Annotated in this window: 14 protein-coding genes and 2 pseudogenes; 9 read left to right on the forward strand and 7 right to left on the reverse strand. The window is 66.1% G+C overall.

What is annotated here, in order from left to right; genetic code table 11:
• From ACF8ME_RS14780 to ACF8ME_RS14805, 6 genes and pseudogenes are all read right to left on the reverse strand, one after another.
• On the reverse strand, positions 1 to 1,958 hold a 1,958-nt coding region (locus tag ACF8ME_RS14780), incomplete at its 3' end, for a PAS domain S-box protein (protein WP_392417162.1).
• Between the two features lie 24 nt (positions 1,959 to 1,982).
• Positions 1,983 to 2,822 (reverse strand): ABC transporter substrate-binding protein, encoded by an 840-nt coding sequence (locus tag ACF8ME_RS14785; protein WP_016453965.1) that lies wholly within the window; start codon positions 2,820 to 2,822, stop codon positions 1,983 to 1,985.
• A gap of 9 nt (positions 2,823 to 2,831) precedes the next feature.
• On the reverse strand, positions 2,832 to 3,596 hold the full coding sequence (locus ACF8ME_RS14790) for an HD-GYP domain-containing protein (protein ID WP_392417164.1): 765 nt from the start codon (positions 3,594 to 3,596) through the stop codon (positions 2,832 to 2,834).
• Positions 3,596 to 3,967 carry a response regulator transcription factor gene (locus tag ACF8ME_RS14795; RefSeq protein WP_034348076.1) on the reverse strand — a complete coding sequence of 124 codons (372 nt, stop codon included), beginning with the start codon at positions 3,965 to 3,967 and terminating at the stop codon, positions 3,596 to 3,598. Before ACF8ME_RS14795 ends, ACF8ME_RS14790 begins: the two co-directional genes overlap by 1 nt.
• Before the next feature lie 151 nt (positions 3,968 to 4,118).
• Positions 4,119 to 5,369, reverse strand: coding sequence for an HD-GYP domain-containing protein (locus ACF8ME_RS14800; RefSeq protein ID WP_016450585.1), 1,251 nt, complete (start codon positions 5,367 to 5,369; stop codon positions 4,119 to 4,121).
• Positions 5,370 to 5,443: 74 nt separating this feature from the next.
• Positions 5,444 to 5,797: pseudogene (locus ACF8ME_RS14805) on the reverse strand (methyl-accepting chemotaxis protein); the annotation flags it as partial.
• A gap of 516 nt (positions 5,798 to 6,313) precedes the next feature.
• Between ACF8ME_RS14805 and ACF8ME_RS14810 the strand changes: the two are divergent.
• The 9 genes and pseudogenes from ACF8ME_RS14810 (at position 6,314) to ACF8ME_RS14850 (ending at position 14,517) form a co-directional block, all read left to right on the forward strand.
• On the forward strand, positions 6,314 to 6,790 hold the full coding sequence (locus ACF8ME_RS14810; RefSeq protein WP_016450786.1) for a chemotaxis protein CheW: 477 nt from the start codon (positions 6,314 to 6,316) through the stop codon (positions 6,788 to 6,790).
• 70 nt (positions 6,791 to 6,860) lie between these two features.
• Positions 6,861 to 8,615: a methyl-accepting chemotaxis protein gene (locus tag ACF8ME_RS14815; RefSeq protein ID WP_392417168.1), complete on the forward strand. Its 1,755-nt coding sequence runs from the start codon at positions 6,861 to 6,863 to the stop codon at positions 8,613 to 8,615.
• Positions 8,616 to 8,767: 152 nt separating this feature from the next.
• A complete protein-coding gene (locus ACF8ME_RS14820; protein ID WP_026062241.1) occupies positions 8,768 to 9,445 on the forward strand; it encodes a phosphoglycolate phosphatase in 678 nt (225 codons plus the stop codon).
• A gap of 147 nt (positions 9,446 to 9,592) precedes the next feature.
• A pseudogene (gene speD / locus ACF8ME_RS14825) lies at positions 9,593 to 9,943 on the forward strand (adenosylmethionine decarboxylase); the annotation flags it as partial.
• Positions 9,944 to 9,949: 6 nt separating this feature from the next.
• Complete coding sequence (gene speE, locus ACF8ME_RS14830) at positions 9,950 to 10,888, forward strand: polyamine aminopropyltransferase (RefSeq protein ID WP_392417912.1); 939 nt, start codon at positions 9,950 to 9,952, stop codon at positions 10,886 to 10,888.
• 217 nt (positions 10,889 to 11,105) lie between these two features.
• Positions 11,106 to 11,798, forward strand: coding sequence for a hypothetical protein (locus tag ACF8ME_RS14835; RefSeq protein WP_016450790.1), 693 nt, complete (start codon positions 11,106 to 11,108; stop codon positions 11,796 to 11,798).
• Positions 11,799 to 11,968: 170 nt separating this feature from the next.
• A complete protein-coding gene (locus ACF8ME_RS14840) occupies positions 11,969 to 12,469 on the forward strand; it encodes a hypothetical protein (RefSeq protein ID WP_199138370.1) in 501 nt (166 codons plus the stop codon).
• Positions 12,447 to 13,133, forward strand: a complete 687-nt coding sequence (locus ACF8ME_RS14845; RefSeq protein WP_017407765.1) for a response regulator transcription factor — start codon at positions 12,447 to 12,449, stop codon at positions 13,131 to 13,133. The genes ACF8ME_RS14840 and ACF8ME_RS14845 overlap by 23 nt, the downstream gene beginning before the upstream one ends.
• A complete protein-coding gene (locus tag ACF8ME_RS14850) occupies positions 13,102 to 14,517 on the forward strand; it encodes a HAMP domain-containing sensor histidine kinase (protein WP_043820127.1) in 1,416 nt (471 codons plus the stop codon). Before ACF8ME_RS14845 ends, ACF8ME_RS14850 begins: the two co-directional genes overlap by 32 nt.
• Here the strand turns inward: ACF8ME_RS14850 and ACF8ME_RS14855 are convergent.
• Complete coding sequence (locus ACF8ME_RS14855) at positions 14,492 to 15,088, reverse strand: chalcone isomerase family protein (protein ID WP_013804690.1); 597 nt, start codon at positions 15,086 to 15,088, stop codon at positions 14,492 to 14,494. The genes ACF8ME_RS14850 and ACF8ME_RS14855 overlap by 26 nt on opposite strands.
• Positions 15,089 to 15,582: the final 494 nt, after the last annotated feature.

The raw sequence follows: 15,582 nt of genomic DNA on the forward strand, positions 1-15,582 counted from the left end.
GCCGCATGGATGTCGTTGAACATGTCGGCCATGGCGGGATTGCCGCGCGAGCGCAGGCTGCCCAGCTCGGCAAAGCCCATGATGGACTGCAGCGGGGTGCGCAGCTCATGGCTCATGTTGGCGACGAACTCCGACTTCACGCGGAAGGCCTCCTCGGCCGCGTCGCGGGCCTCGCGCGTGGCATGCTCGGCCGCGCGGAATTCGCTCACATCCACAAAGATGCTGAGCACGCCGGTGGTCTGTCCCTGGGCATCCTTGACCGCCGCCTTGGAGATCTGCACGTCGCGGTAGCTGCCGTCCACGTGGGGCAGCCGGGCCTCCAGCACCATGCGCTGGCCCGAGCGCATCACGACCTGGTTGCTGCGTATCTGCAGCAGGGCATCGTCGCGCGAGTGCAGTCCCTTGATCTCGTGGCCGAGCACGGCATAGCGGCCGCGGCCGAAGAAGTCCTCCCAGGCCTTGTTGACCAGTACCACGCGGTGGTCCGCGTCGGTGACCAGCATGGGCAGGGGCGTGGTCTCGAACAGCAGGTGCTGGAAGGCCAGCTGGGTCTGCAGCTCCTGCTGTGCCTTCCAGCGGGCCGTCACGTCCACGGCGCTGCCCGCGAAGCCCACGAGCCGGCCGTCGCGCAGCAGGGGGACGACGGCGATGTCGCAGAGTATTTCCCGGTGGCCCGGCAGCTGGAACATGGCCTGGCAGTTGCGCAGGGCCAGCTTGGCCTGGGGGTCGAGCAGGGCATGGATCTGCGGCCTGCAGGCTTCGCGCGCGATGCCTTCCAGCGGCTGCCCCAGCGCCTCGACGCTGGGCTGCCCGGTCCATTGCTCCCAGCGTGCGTTCACGAAGGTCAGCCGGCCCTCGCTGTCGGTGCGAAAGATCAGCTCCTGCACGCTGCGCATGAGCACGGCCATCTCATGCTCGCTGCGAGCCAGGCGCGCCTGGGCCTTTTCCATGGACTGCTGGGACGACTTCTGGACCCTGCGGGTCTTGAGCACCGACCCGCTCAGGCCCAGCACCAGGGCAAGAAGCGCAAGGCCGGCAACGAAGAAGGCGAATGCCTTGTCGCGCCAGCGCGCGACCACCTCCGAGTAGGGCTCCTCCACCACCAGCAGCAGAGGCCAGTTGCGCACGGTGCGAAAGGACACGACCTCATGGGAGCCGAGCATGCCGGCGCCGACGTAGGAGCCGAATTCGCTGTGCGGCAGCCATTGCCGGAACAGCGGTGTCTGCAGCACGGCGGTCGCCTGCACGCCGGTGCCCGCATTCGTGCTGGCCAGCGTCTGGCCGTCGTAGCTCAGCAGCATGGCCTCGTAGCTGAGGGACTCCAGCGTGGATTGGTAGAAGTTGGCCACGGCATCGGGATTGATCAGGGCCACCAGCACGGCCGGTGCGCCGTTGTCGCGCTCGAATGCGAGGATCTGGGGCAGGTAGCGGACGCCCCGCGGTGTCGCATGCGGGGCCGCTGCCAGGGAGGAGAGGCTGCGGCCGGTGACCAGGCGTCCCAGCTGGACCTTGCCCGGGACCGGAGCCGATGCCCTGTCAGGCAGCAGCTTGTGCAGCTCGATCTGCAGGCCGGCCTCGCCCGCTTGCGTGCTCGCCAGGATGCGTCCTTTGCCATCGAGCAGCGCCATGCTGCGCAGAACCGGCAACTGGCCGACCACTTGCGCCAAGGCCGCCTCGCGCGCTGCGCCGGGGCTGTCGGCGGACAAGATGACCGGGTTGTTGGCCAGGCTTGCCAGGGCGACCTCGCCGGTCTCGAAGGTCTTGTTCGTCTGATCCTGCAGCACACGGGCCAGCAGCGCCGCCTGGGCCTTGCTCTGCTCGGCCTCGGCATGCAGCTGGCTCCAGACGAACAGCACCAGCCCGGCAAGCACGCACAGGGCAAAGGTCAGCACCAATGCCTTGAGGTGGGCGCTGCGCCTGGCTCCCAGAAAATGATGCGTGCCGGCTCGGCCAGACATGATGAAGGCGCTCCATCGGAGGGTTCAAGGCGCGACGATGGCGCTCAGCCCGTGGTTGCGCGCCGCCCGGGCCAGGCGGCCGTCTCGCCGGATGTCGGAGACGAACTGGTCCAGGCGCGCCAGCCACTGGGCGTCGGCAGGACTGGTTGCATAGCCGTAGGGAAGCACGTGGAACGGCTTGGGCGGTGCGATCAACCGGGCCCAGTCGGAGCTGTCGAGCAGCCGGCGGCTGTAGGGGTAGTCGGTCATGAACACATCCACGCGCCCTGCCATGAGCTCCTTCTCGCGGGTCTGGGGCGGCTCGATGGACACGATCTGCGCATGCTTGAGCGTCTCGCGCATCACGGGCTCCATGAAGGTGCCGCGCTGCACGGCGACCTGCACGCCGGGCTGGTCGATGTCCGCCCAGGACTGCACGGCCTGATTGCTCTTGGTGGTGACGCCGTAGATGTCGCTGCTCAGATAGGGCTGCGTGAAGCGCAGCTGCTTTTGCCGCTGGGGGAGTATGCCCACGGCGAACATGGCGACATCGCAGCGCGACTCCAGCAGGTCAGGTATCAGCCTGGGAAAGGAGGAATCCACATACTGCAGCCGTACGCCCAGCTCCCTGGCCAGCTCCGCCGACAGCTCTGCATCCACGCCCGTCAGCCGGCCCGTGCGCGGGTCGCGGAAGGTGATGCCGTAGTAGTCGGGCCATATGCACACACGCAGGGCGCCCGTGGATGCAATCCGCTCCAGCACCTCGCCAGCTGCGGCAGAGCCGGACCATGGCACCAGACACAGCAGCAATCCGGCAACGGCTGCCAGGCGGGCCAGCACGCGCCTTGGGGACGGTGCGCCGAAACATGTCGATGATGGATGCATGGCGGGCTTTCAGGGTGTGTCGATCAGATCGGTGAAGGACGGGGACTGCCGGGTCAGCGCCAGGCGCAGCGCATCCAGCTCTTCGATGTTGTCCATGAACGCGTCGACGATGCCGGGATCCAGGGCCTTGCCCCGTTCCGCCGCGATCATCTCCAGGGCCCGTGCTAGCCCGAACGCCGGCCGGTACACCCGGTCCATGGTGAGCGCGTCGAAGATATCGACGATGGAGGTGATGCGCGCCGACAGCGGGATGTCCTCGCCTGCCAATCCCTGCGGGTAGCCCTTGCCGTCGAAGCGTTCGTGGTGGCTGGCGGCGATTTCGGCCGCCATCTGGAACACCGGGATGCGCGACTGGCCCAGCAGATGCGCGCCGATCTCGGCATGCCGGTTCATGACCAGGCGCTCCTGCGCATCCAGCGGGCCCTGCTTCTTGAGGATGGTGTCCGGAATGCCGACCTTGCCGATGTCATGCATCGGGGCCGCCTTGCGCAGCAGGCTGGCGAATTCGATGCGGCAGCCCAGGCGCAGGGCCAAGGCCTCCGACAGGTAGCCGATGCGGATGATGTGCGAGCCGGTGTCGTCGTCCTTGAACTCGGCGGCCATGGCCAGGCGCAGCAGGGTCTCGTGGTGGGCGCGTGTCACTTCCTTGAGCAGATCGTTGCGCTCGCGGTACATGCGGCCGAAGTCCTGGATGAGCTGCTCCATCTGCTCCACGGCCGCAGGATCGAAACGTCGCGATGGCTCCCGGGGGGAGGCGGTCTGGTACTGGGCCATCAGTCGATCCTCTCGAGCTTTTCGATCGTCTCCAGCAGCTTCAGGGTGCTGAAGGGCTTGACCAGGTATTCGTCGGCTCCGGCCTGCAGGCCCGCCTTGCGGTCCTCGGCGCTGCCCCGGGCCGTCAGCAGGATGACCTGCGTATGCAGCAGCTCGTAGGAGCGCTTGATGCGGCTGCACACCTCCAGGCCGTCGAGCGTGCCCGGCATCATGATGTCGAGCAGGACGATGTCGGGCCTGAGCCTCTCGGCCATCGCCCAGGCCTCGTCGCCATCGCAAGCCTCTATGACGTCAAAGTCGCTGAATTCCAGTGTCATGCGCAGCAGCTTGCGGATGTCGGCATGGTCCTCGGCGATCAGTATCTTTTGCATGGGGAGATCTTTCATGCCGCAACAAAGGTGTGGGCTGGCATGTGAATCATAAATATCAATTCAATCAAATTTTATTGAATTTATCTATCAAATCTGTTGCCAGGCCGGGAACAGGTCTTTTGCCCCTGTGCGGGAGCCGGCAGCCCCGCCTTTATGTGGCCCGTTCCCAGGCCGGGTCTTTCCACAGGGCATCGAGGTCGGTGAAGCCCCATTTCGCGGGGTCTTCCCGACTGGCTATCTTCTCCTGGCACCCGGGCCGGGCCAGGTCAACGGTCTCCGGTGCCATCCGCATGCCGCTGGCCGTGGAATAGAACACCTTGACCTGCGGACAGGTCAGGGACTGGCGGCCAGGGTCCACGACCACCCCCAGCCTGCCCGTTGTCAGCCGCACCAAAGAGCCCACCGGGTAGATGCCTATGCTTTTGACGAAGGCCTGGAATACGGTCTTGTCGAAGTGCCCGGCGCTCCATTCGGCCATCTTGTGCACCGCCTCGGCAGGGTCCCAGCCACGCTTGTAGGGGCGGTCCGAGGTGATGGCGTCGTAGACATCGCAGACCGCGCCCATCTTCGCGAACAGGCTGATGTCCTCGCCGCGCAGCCCGTGGGGGTAGCCTGTGCCATCCACCTTCTCATGATGGTGAAGGCAGACGTCCAGCACCACCGGATCATCGACGCCGCCGGCCAGGAGCAGCTCCAGGCCTCGCGCCGGATGCTCGCGGACCTCGGCAAACTCCCTGTCGGTCAGGCGCCCCGGCTTGTTCAGGATGGGGGCGGGGATCGCCATCTTTCCAATATCGTGCAGCAGCCCCGCATAGCCCGCCTGGCGCACCTGCTGCGGTGGCAGGTCGAGCTGGCGTGCCAGCACGATCATCAAGGCGCAGACCGCCACCGAGTGCATGTAGGTGTAGTCGTCGCTGCTCTTGAGCCGGGCGATGCTGACCAAGGCGCACGGATTGCGGATGATCGACTCGGACACCTCTGCGACCACGGAGCGGGCCTCGTCCTGGTTGATCTCCCTGCCCATGCGCGCCTCGCGGAACATGGCGGTGATCGCCTGCCTGGACTGGCGGCAGATCCGGGCGGCCCGCTTCACCTCCTCATCGAAGGCAACGGGCCGCAGCTCGCACTCCAACTCGGCCAGCTGCGAGATCTCGGACAGTTGGGCGTCGATCACGGTGTCCACCTGCTCGCGCGAGCAAGACGGCTCGTCTTGCGCGACATCCAGGCCCTTGGCGGTATCGATCCACACTTCCTGGATGGGGGCGTGCAGGATCCTCGCCAGGTCGGCAGGGTCTTCCAGCCTGAAGCGGCTGCGCCAGAACGGATGCTCCATCCAGCTGCCGCAAAAGCTCTCCAGAAACATGCCCAGCCGCAGCTGCCGCACACTGATGCGCTTGATCATGAACAAGGGCCCCGCAACGGTTCACATGGATACTTCATCTTGCCGCCATTTCCTTGCTTCTGTACGGATCCAGGTCAGAAGGCCGCCCATTCCTCCTCCTTGACCTGCGGTTGCGCACGGGCCGGCGATACGCGGGCCTGAACGGCCGGCAGCGCTTGCCTGGGCCCCATGACCTGGACGGTGGCGGCACGCGGCGCGGCGGGGTGGCTTGCCCCATGCTCGGGATGCATCCTGAATGTGGAGACGATCTGCGCCAGAGAAGCGGCCTGCTGCTCCAGGCTGCCCGCAGCGGCCGAGCTTTGCTGCGTCATGGCACCGATCAGCTCCTTGATTTCGCGGGCCGCCGTACCCGAGCGCTGGGCCAGCGCGCGCACCTCGCTGGCGACCACCGCGAAGCCCCGGCCCTGCTCGCCGGCCCGCGAGTCCTCCGAGATGTCCTTCATGGCCAGCACATGGGTGGAAGGCAGCCAGTTGGTGCCCAGGTCGTTGGCATTGAACTGGACCCGGGCGATCTGCAGTGCGCCGATGGCCGCGACCGTGCTCAGCAGCAGCAGGAGCAGGGTGAAGGCAGCGATGAGCCGTGTGCGGATGGACAGAAGGCGAAGGAACATGGTGGTGGGGCTCCCGAGAAGTGGCTGGGAATTTTGATCAATATGATGCAATTGATAATTTACCAAGCTTGAGTTCATCTCGGGGGATTGAATTTATCAATTAAGTCTCGCCAGGCCATTGCTCCGGGATCTGCTGCGCCGAGCCGCCACGCAGTCCTCTACCCCCCTTGGACAAGCCGTCGCCACAGCCCGCAGCGCTTGGCGACGCGTTTCGCCTGGCTCACGTGTCGAAGCATCAACACCTCCAAAAATGTAACAACCGGTTGTGCTGTTCTTTTCTCTCTGTTAAATTTTTATCAAATTCATCAAATAAATTTGATTGGAGTGATGAAGATGCCACCTACACTGACAACCGACACCGCCAGGCAATGGCTTTCCTTCCTTGTGGACGATGAGGAGTTCGGCATCGACCTGCTGCAAGTGCAGGAGATCCGGTCCTACGAGTCGCCCATGCGCATTGCCAATGGCCCCGCCTACTTCAACGGCGTGCTGGAACTGCGCGGCGAGGTCATTCCCGTCATCGATCTGCGGCTCAGGCTGGGGCTTGCGGCCAAGCCGTACGACGCCTGCACCGTGACCATCATGCTGCGCCTGCCTGGCGGAGTGACGGGCATGGTGGTGGAGGGTGTCACCGACGTGGTGACGCTCATGCCGCAGGACCTGCGCGCCGTGCCCGCCATGGGCGGGGGCCTGGTCAATGACTGCCTGCTGGCCATGGGCGTGCTCGAGGAGCGTTCGCTGCTGCTCATCGATGCCGACAAGCTCCTGGTGACTGCCACGGCAGCCCTGCCGGACTGCGCTGTGAGCTGAGCCATTTGCTCCGGCACACCTCTTTCTCCGCCTCTACACCGCAATTTGCCAACCCAACTGGAGACGCGCCATGAATCCCCGCTTCTGGACGGTCAAGACCAAACTTTCCGTGGCTTTCACCTGCCTGGCACTTCTCACCGTAGTGGTGTCCCTGCTGGCATTGCAGGCGCTGCGCGAGGCGAACCTGAATCTCGTGCACTTCGTCGAAGGCATCAACGCCCGTGCACACCTGGCAGAGAGGGTTCGCACAGCCGTGGACCGCAGGGCGATCGCGGCGCGCAACCTGGTGCTGGTGACCTCGCCTGCAGACCTGGCGGCGGAGAAGGATGCCGTGACCTCCGCGCACACCGACGTCAACACCTCGCTGGCCGAACTCCAGGCCAAAGTGGCTTCGAAGGATGTTGCGGCCGATGCACGTGATCTGGTTGCCAAAATTGCGGGCGTGGAGCAACGCTATGGACCGGTCGCTACCGACATCGTGTCCCTGGCTCTGCAAAACCAGAAGGAGGCAGCGATCCGCAAGATGAACGAAGAGTGCCGGCCCTTGTTGGCGCAGCTGATCGAGGCCACCCGCCAGTACAGTGAACTGACCCGGCTGCGTTCACAGCAGATGATCGAGGAGGCCGCGCAGGCCTACGCGCACCGCAGAAACATACTGATCGCCGCCAGCGTCATGGCCTTTGTCCTGGCTGTGCTGATGGGGCAACTGATAGCACGCGGCCTGACGCGCGCCCTGGGTGCGGAGCCTGCACAACTGGGCGACGTTGCGCAACAGATTGCCCAGGGCAATCTCAGCCCTGAATTGCTTCGCCACCAAGCCCCTGAAGGCAGCGTCCAGGCATCGCTCAATGCCATGCTCCAGAGCCTGGCCTCGGTCGTGCAGGACGTGCGCAGCAATGCCGACGGGGTGGCGGGCGGCAGCACGGAGATCGCCAACGGCAATGCCGACTTGAGCCAGCGCACGGAACAGCAGGCCAGCGCCTTGCAGGAAACTGCAGCGTCGATGGAGCAGCTGTCGACCACCGTCAGGCAAAACGCGGACAACGCCAGGCAGGTCAATCAACTCGCCCTGGGCGCAAGCCAGGTGGCCACCCAGGGCGGCGGCTCGGTGCAGGAGGTCGTCAATGCGATGCAGGACATCAGCGAAAGTTCGCGCCAGATCGGCGAAATCGTGGGCGTGATCGACGGCATCGCGTTCCAGACCAACATCCTGGCGCTCAATGCCGCAGTCGAGGCTGCCCGCGCAGGCGAGCAGGGCAAGGGCTTTGCCGTGGTGGCCGGTGAGGTGCGCAACCTGGCGCAGCGCAGCGCGCAGGCCGCCCGGGAAATCAAGCAGCTCATCGCCACCAGCACCACACGGGTCAAGCAGGGCACCGAGCTGGCCGACCAGGCTGGCGCCACCATGGCGCAGGTGCTGCAGTCCATCCAGCGCGTGACCGATCTCATGGGGGAGATCAGCAGTGCCAGCGATGAGCAAAGCGCGGGGGTGGCGCAGGTCGGCAAGGCCGTCAGCCAGATGGACCAGGTCACGCAGCAGAATGCGGCGCTGGTGGAGGAAAGCGCGGCAGCGGCGGCCAGCCTCAGAACGCAGGCACAGCAGCTGGTTCAGGCCGTGTCGATCTTCCAGCTGGGCGGCCAGGCGGCACAGCCTGCCTCGACACCGCCGCTGTCGCAGCCGACGGTGCAGGCGCGCAATCCGGCACCCGCGAAAGCGGCGCTCCCCGCCCGCCAGGCTGCCCGGCCCGTGCTGCGCCCCGTGAGCCCGGTGAGCCCTGCGCACAAGCAGGCGCAAGCGCAGGAGCAGGACGACTGGGTGTCGTTCTGATCAACGGCCCCTTGCGTGCGCCGGGGTGCGCGGCCGCCGCCATGCCGGGTCTGCCAGGAGCCGCAGGACCCAAGTCCAGGGCCCGTGCAAGTTCTGATATTTTCAGCGCTGTTCCTGCGCAGGCAGCCCCCGGTTATCGATACTCCATGGCCATGATTGCAAACCTTATTCCGTTGAACCCCACGCACCTGGATGCCGCCATCGTCGATCTCGACGGCACCATGGTCAACACCCTGGGCGACTTCGCCGAAGCCCTCAACCGCATGCTGGCGGACCTGCAACTGCCGGCCATCGCCCCGCAGGCCATAGAGAACATGGTGGGCAAGGGCTCGGAGCACCTGATCCGCTCGGTGCTGGCCCATGTGGGCGCGGCCGATGTGGATGCCATCTACGGCCAGGCCTGGCAGCGCTACGAGCACCACTACCTGCAGCTCAACGGCCAGTTCGCCGATGTCTACCCGGGCGTGCTCGAAGGCCTGCAGGCATTGCGCGCACGCGGCCTGCGGCTGGCCTGCCTGACCAACAAGCCGCTGTCCTTCGCCCGGCCGCTGCTGGAGCAAAAAGGCCTGGCACCGCTGTTCGAGCAGGTCTTCGGCGGCGATTCCTTCGAGCGCAAGAAGCCCGACCCGCTGCCCCTGCTCAAGACCTGCGAGGCCCTGGGCACCTCCCCCGCGCGCACACTGATGCTGGGCGACTCCAGCAACGACGCCCAGGCCGCGCGCGCCGCGGGCTGCCCCGTGGTGCTGGTCAGCTACGGCTACAACCACGGCCAGCCCGTGCGCCAGGTCGATGCCGATGGCTTCGTCGATGCGCTGACCGAACTGGCCTGAGACGCGCAGCCTCCAAATTTTTTGGAAAAAGAATGGGATTTGGCGATGGTTAACGCACTTTGACGGTGCGATTTATGTTTTTGCTAGAGTCGTCTGCTTTGCCATCCTGGCCGCGATCCGGCCACAGACAAGGAGGAAGCACGCGACATGCACGGACTGCACCTGACCGCCGATCTCTACCAATGCCAGGGCGACGAGCGCCATATGCTCGACGCCGATGCCATCGCCGCCCTGTGCCGCGCACAGACCGCGCAGGCCGGCCTGACCCTGGTGGAGGACCGCTGGGTCAAGTTCCCTGACTACCAGGGGCAGCCCGGCGGCGTCACCGGCACCGTGCTGCTGGCCGAATCGCACCTGGCCATACACACCTGGCCCGAGACCGGCTGCGTCACCGTCGATGTCTACGTCTGCAACTTCTCCGCCGACAACTCGGGCAAGGCCCGTGCGCTGATGGAGGGCGTGATCGCCGCCTACGCGCCGGGCCGCGTGGTGCGCCAGCAGCTCATGCGCGGCGACATCGGCCCTGGCGCCCAGGACGAGGCGGCGGCCGATGAGGGCGATTGGGCGCTGGAGGCGCTCACGCCCCATGCGCGCTTTGGCTGGCGCGCCACGCGGCGCGAAACCGTGCAGACGCCCCATCAGGAACTGGAGCTGCTGCACACGCCGCAGTTCGGCAAGGTGCTGCGACTGGATGGGCGCTTCATGACCTCCGAACGCGAGGAATTCTTCTACCACGAGGCCCTGGTCCACCCCGCTGCCCTGGCCCACCCGGCGCCGCGCAAGGCGCTGATCCTGGGCGGCGGCGATGGCGGCGCAGCCGAGGAACTGCTCAAGCACCCGTCCATGGAGCAGGTGGTGGTGGCCGAGCTGGACGAGGCTGTGGTCCAGGCCGCGCGCGCGCATCTGCAGCAGGTGCATCGGGGCGTGTTCGATGACCCGCGCCTGCAGCTGCGCATAGGCGACGGCATGGCCATGGTGGAGCGCACCGAAGAACGCTTCGACCTCGCCCTGATGGACCTCACCGACCCCGACACGCCTGCCAGCGCGCTGTACTCCGACCAGGCCCTGGCGCGCATGAAGCGCGTGCTGGCGCCGGGCGGCGCCCTGGTGCTGCACCTGGGCAGCCCCGTCTTCCATGGCGAGCAGGTGGCGCGGCTGGTGGCCAGCCTGCGCGAGCGCTTTGCCATCGTGCGCTGCTACGGCCTGTACATCCCCCTGTACGGCGCCTACTGGGGCCTGGCCGTGGCCTCCGACACGCTGGATGCGGCGGCGCTGCCCCCCGCCCAGCTGCGCCAGCGCCTGGCCGAGCGCCGCCTGCCCGACCTGCGCTACTACAACGCCGAAGTGCACCCCGCACTGTTCGCGCTGCCCAACTACTACCGCGACCTGGTGCAGCCCGCGCCCCTGGCGGCGCTGCCCCCGCGCGCGGTCCGCGTCGCCTGAGCCCGGCCCGCCCTGGCCGGGCTGCGGTGCCAACTGCGCGCCCGGCAGGGCAAATTTGACACAGTGCTGCAATCTGGTGGCAAGTCTGCTGTAATGAAAAACGGCGGGAAGGCCCGTGCGCCCGCCATTTTTCCGGCTTCCTGGTAAGTATTTCCGGGATATTGCGTGCTTGCAAAAACCATATCAACAGATAAAGCGCCAGACGCCCTGTATCAAAATGACTGCTTCCCTTTCAAAAACAAGAATATCCGCGTCCAAATACCATGATGATTCCTTGCTGCGGCTTTGGAATTGGGCTTTGTTGGCAGGGCTGGTATTGAGCTTTCCCCTGAGCTTTGTATTGCCGCAAAGCCTGAGCTGGGAAAATGGATTCCTGGAGAATATCCAGGCCGTGACCCTGCTGCTGGGCATGGTGGCGGCCCTGGTTGCGGCGCGGCGGCAAAAAGGCTCCTTTGCAGCGCCACTGTGGTGGATCGCCTCCCTGTTCTGGCTGGCCTTTCTGGGGCGTGAGCTGGCCTGGGGCGCGGCTTTCCTGCCCAGCCTGGAGGCTGGCAAGTGGGGGCCGGTGATCAGCTCCCAGGTGCTGTGGTACCGGCCCGCCGTCAAATGGGTGGTGGGCGCCATGCTGCTGCTGTGCTGCTATTGGTTTGTGCGCCACGGTGTCTGGAACAAGGTCATCAAGCGCCTGGTGCGCGAGAAGGCGCTGCCGATATTCAGCCTGGCGACATTTGTCGCGGCCATGGTGATATCCACCAATGCGGAAGGTCATGGCTTCATTGTCCTGCAGCAATGGTTTGATTATCAGGTGATCGTGCTGGAGGAGCTGGTGGAGACATTTGGATATATGGCACTGTGGCTGGCACAGTGGGCGCTGGTCAGGTATGTTGCTGGCTGGCAGGAAGATATTTGAACCAATATTGATCAACCCGGCCGCCTGCATATTCCCGGTGTAATGGGGCAGATTCAGGGGCCGGTAAGTCGCCAGTAAGACGCAATCGAGGAGCATGGCTGTTTTACCCGCAGGTTTGCCGCTCTCGCGGCGGACCGACGGAGCCTGAAACGACAGAACGTGCCATCGCAATGCAAGCCTCCATCTACCAGGACGTGATAGGTATCCAGGCGGCGGGCCAGGCGTATTCCCTGGGTTCGCGCTTCCAAGAATGCAGCCAGCACCGTGCCGTGCGGCTGGAGACGATCTTCGAGCTGGTCATCCTCAAGTTCCGCGAGGACCTGCTGCAGGCGCTGGCCGAGGAGCCGCCAGGCCCCGCACGCCACCTGCGCGCCTATATCCGCTGCGTCTGCGACCATGCCCTGTCCCGCCAGCGCGGCCAGAAGACGGCCGCACAGTTGCTGACCCGCGCAAGATTCCAGAACATATGGTTTGATTTCGTGGATGCGGCCTGCGCCGACGATCTGGTGTCCGAGGACATTGCCCTGCAATGCCGCGCCATGGTCGAGGACCTGTGGGTCATCCATGTGCTGGTCGAGCCCATGGCGCCGCAGCGCATCACCGGGATCAGGGAGCATTTGCTGTCCCTGTGCGGCAACGACGGAAACCATGAATCGCATCGCATTAATTGAGGACCATGCCAGGCTGGCCACGCTGGTCAGCCGCTCGCTGGCTAACTCCGGCATAGAGACCGATGTCTTCCACCAGATCTCCACGGCCTGGCTGGCCCTGCAGGACATCGACTACGGCGTCATCGTCATCGACCGCGGCCTGCCCGATGGCGACGGCCTGCAACTGGTGCAGCGCCTGCGCGCCGCGGGCCGCTCCACGCCCTGCCTGATGCTCACGGCCCGTGACGCGCTCAGCGACCGCGTGGGCGGCCTGGAGGCCGGTGCCGACGACTACCTGACCAAGCCCTTTCCCATGGAAGAACTGATTGCCCGCGTGCGCGCCCTGCTGCGCCGCCCGGCCCTGGTGCAGGAGCTGGCGCCGCAGCTGGGCGACATCAGCATCAACCCGCAGCAGGCCTGCATGCACTGCGCGGGCTCGGCCATCGCGCTGCCGCCGGCGGAGCTTCAGATCATGCTCAGCCTGGTGCGCAAGGCCGGCGCCACGGTGCGCCGCTCCACGTTGGAGGCGGCGGCCTGGGGCATGAGCAGCGTGGTCACGCCCAACGCCCTCGATGTGGCCCTGCACCGGCTGCGCCGCAAGCTGGCCGCGGCCGGCTCGTGCATGGAAATCGTCAACATCCGGGGTCAGGGCTATGCGCTTCGCGAACCTTTGCTGGCCCGGTAGCCTGCGCTCGCGGCTGCTGGCCGTCTATGGGTTGAGCATGGTGTTCAGCGCGCTGCTGGTCGGCGCGCTGGTGATCCTCGTCGCCAAGCCCTTCGACAGCTACGCGCTGCAGCGCGGCATGGGGCATGCGGCCGAGAAGCTGGCCGAGTGGGTGAGCTTCGATGCCCGGGGCGTGCCCCAGGGGTTCAGCGAGCGTGAACTCAAGGCCTGGATGCTGACCAGCCTGGGCGAGGAAATGCAGCTGCGCATCACCGACGCCCGTGGCCGCGTGGTCTTCGCCCCCAACGGCGAAATGCAGCCGCTGACGCAGACCGGCCAGGGCTTCGACCCCGAGCTCAAGGCCTTTGCCTACGAGCGCGGCGGCGTGGTCATGCGCGCAGGCACGGCCACGCTGGTCCACGATGGCACGACGTGGCACGTGCAGATAGCCGTCAGCGACCGCATGGTGGACTGGCTGCGCGAATCGGTGGGCCTGCCCGCGCTGTGGCGCGGCATGGTGGCCATCGGCGTGGTTTTCCTGGTCGTGTTCCTGTTCTCCACGCACCGCACGCTGCAGCGCATGCTCAGGCCGCTGGGCGTGGCCGCGCAGGATGCGCAGCGCATCACCCCGCAGACGCTGGGCACGCGCCTGCAGCCCAAGGATCTGCCGCGCGAGTTCGCGCCCCTGGTCGAGGCCTTCAACCACGTGCTGGACCGGCTGCAGGCCGGCTTCAGGAACCAGCAGGAATTCCTGTCCATGGCCGCGCATGAGCTCAAGACGCCTCTGGCCCTGATGCGCGTGCAGATCGAACTGGAGCCCGAGGACCGGCGCAGCCCCGAGCTGCTCAAGGACGTGGACCACATGGCGCGCCAGGTCCAGCAGCTGCTGCACCTGGCCGAGGTCTGCGAACACCAGCGCTACCGCATGGAAGACATTGCGCCGGCCGACATCATTGGCGAGGTCTGCGACTTCATGGCCCGCGCCTCCGAAAAATGCGGCGTGCACATCCACTGCGAGGTCAAGGACGGCTCGCCTGCCTGGCGTGCCGACCGGGGCGCGCTGTTCGTGCTGCTCAAGAACCTGATCGAGAACGCCGTGCAGCACAGCCCGCAGGGCGCCACCGTCACCGTGAAGGCCTGCGGCCTGGGCTTTTCGGTGCTGGACCAGGGCCGTGGCGTGCCGCCCGAGGACCTGCCGCGCATCTTCGAGCGCTTTTGGCGCAGCAGCGAGCGGCGCGACCTGGGCGCGGGCCTGGGCCTGCCCATCTGCCTGGAGATTGCGCGCGCCCACGGCTGGACGCTCACGGCCCTGCCCGGTGCCACGGGGCTGGAGATCCAGGCGCGCTTTGCCGGGCCCGTGCAGGAGCCCGCGCAGCCGTTCAACCGCCCAGCAATGCCTTCTTGAGCTGATCGTCGGCCGGGTGCGGGCCCAGCCAGATGCCCAGCAGCGCCTGGAAGAACTCGGGCTCCTGGAAGGGCGCGCCCTGGGCCTGGCCCTTGACGAAGACCTGGGCACCCTGGCCCGGCACCCAGTCCACCGAGAAGTTCTCGCCCGGCAGCAGCTTCTTGTGCTGCGTGAAGATGTCGCTCATGCGCAGCACGCCGGGCACCAGGCGCGAGAAGCGGGCGCGCTCCATGTTGTCCTCGATGCCGCGCGCGAACAGCTTGCCCAGCTCGGCCGAATCGATCTCGCGCAGCATGGTCACGCTCACGCGCTTGGGGCCGGGCAGGGCCGCGATCTCCTGCAGGCTGGCAGCCGGTTTTTCCAGGTACAGGCCCGCCGTGTAGACCTTGAAGATGGCCTTGTAGCGAATGCCCGCGCCATTGAGCTGCAGCGTCTGGCCGCCCACCCCGGCCTGGGCGGGATAGGCCACGCCCGCGACGGTGCGCGGCGGCTCCTGGGCAGTGGCGGCCAGCGGCATCGCCAGCGCCATGGCCAGGGCGGCTGTCTTCATCCAGCGGGGCAAGGCGGTCATGGTGTCTCCTGCGCGGGGGCTGTGGCCCGGTTGCGGTTTGTTACGTCCGGGCGACATGTTGTGGGGATCGGGTGGGGGTGGCAACAGGGTTTTCGCGGGCCGATGGAGGGTGGCTATCATCCTGCTCGGTCCGCTTTCTTGTCGTGGGTGTATGCCCACGTTCCTGCGGTTATGGACGGGATGGGGCTACCCGCAAGGGCGTCCGCACGTCGCAATGCGTGTTCTTAACATCCCGTCCACCTGTCTGTGCGTTGCACCGCTGATTCTGTTTGCAAGCCCCTGTCGGGGCGTTTCTTTTCGAGGCCGGGTTTCGGCCCGGCGGCCGACTCACTTTCTTGTCTCGCTACAAGAAAGTGAGCAAAGAAAAGCGCCCGGATGTCCGCGACCCCTTCGCTTCGCTGCGGGGCAACCTGCGCCGTGGCGGTTGCGGGGTTCGCCGTGAAACTCACTTCGCGCTGCGCGCTACGTTCAAACAATCACGGCGAGTCAGATGA

Origin of the sequence: Delftia sp. WSY_7 (assembly GCF_043104845.1) — a bacterium.
Taxonomy (GTDB): Bacteria; Pseudomonadota; Gammaproteobacteria; order Burkholderiales; family Burkholderiaceae_C; genus Comamonas; species Comamonas tsuruhatensis.

Bases quoted from the DNA above. Each gene is read 5' to 3' on its own strand.
- speE (WP_392417912.1), top strand. From the start codon at position 9,950: ATGCGCGGCGACATCGGCCCTGGCGCCCAGGACGAGGCGGCGGCCGAT.
- ACF8ME_RS14815 (WP_392417168.1), top strand. From the start codon at position 6,861: ATGAATCCCCGCTTCTGGACGGTCAAGACCAAACTTTCCGTGGCTTTC.
- ACF8ME_RS14855 (WP_013804690.1), bottom strand. From the start codon at position 15,088: ATGACCGCCTTGCCCCGCTGGATGAAGACAGCCGCCCTGGCCATGGCG.
- ACF8ME_RS14840 (WP_199138370.1), top strand. From the start codon at position 11,969: ATGCAAGCCTCCATCTACCAGGACGTGATAGGTATCCAGGCGGCGGGC.
- ACF8ME_RS14800 (WP_016450585.1), bottom strand. From the start codon at position 5,369: ATGATCAAGCGCATCAGTGTGCGGCAGCTGCGGCTGGGCATGTTTCTG.
- ACF8ME_RS14835 (WP_016450790.1), top strand. From the start codon at position 11,106: ATGACTGCTTCCCTTTCAAAAACAAGAATATCCGCGTCCAAATACCAT.
- ACF8ME_RS14845 (WP_017407765.1), top strand. From the start codon at position 12,447: ATGAATCGCATCGCATTAATTGAGGACCATGCCAGGCTGGCCACGCTG.
- ACF8ME_RS14810 (WP_016450786.1), top strand. From the start codon at position 6,314: ATGCCACCTACACTGACAACCGACACCGCCAGGCAATGGCTTTCCTTC.
- ACF8ME_RS14790 (WP_392417164.1), bottom strand. From the start codon at position 3,596: ATGGCCCAGTACCAGACCGCCTCCCCCCGGGAGCCATCGCGACGTTTC.
- ACF8ME_RS14820 (WP_026062241.1), top strand. From the start codon at position 8,768: ATGATTGCAAACCTTATTCCGTTGAACCCCACGCACCTGGATGCCGCC.
- ACF8ME_RS14795 (WP_034348076.1), bottom strand. From the start codon at position 3,967: ATGCAAAAGATACTGATCGCCGAGGACCATGCCGACATCCGCAAGCTG.
- ACF8ME_RS14785 (WP_016453965.1), bottom strand. From the start codon at position 2,822: ATGCATCCATCATCGACATGTTTCGGCGCACCGTCCCCAAGGCGCGTG.
- ACF8ME_RS14850 (WP_043820127.1), top strand. From the start codon at position 13,102: ATGCGCTTCGCGAACCTTTGCTGGCCCGGTAGCCTGCGCTCGCGGCTG.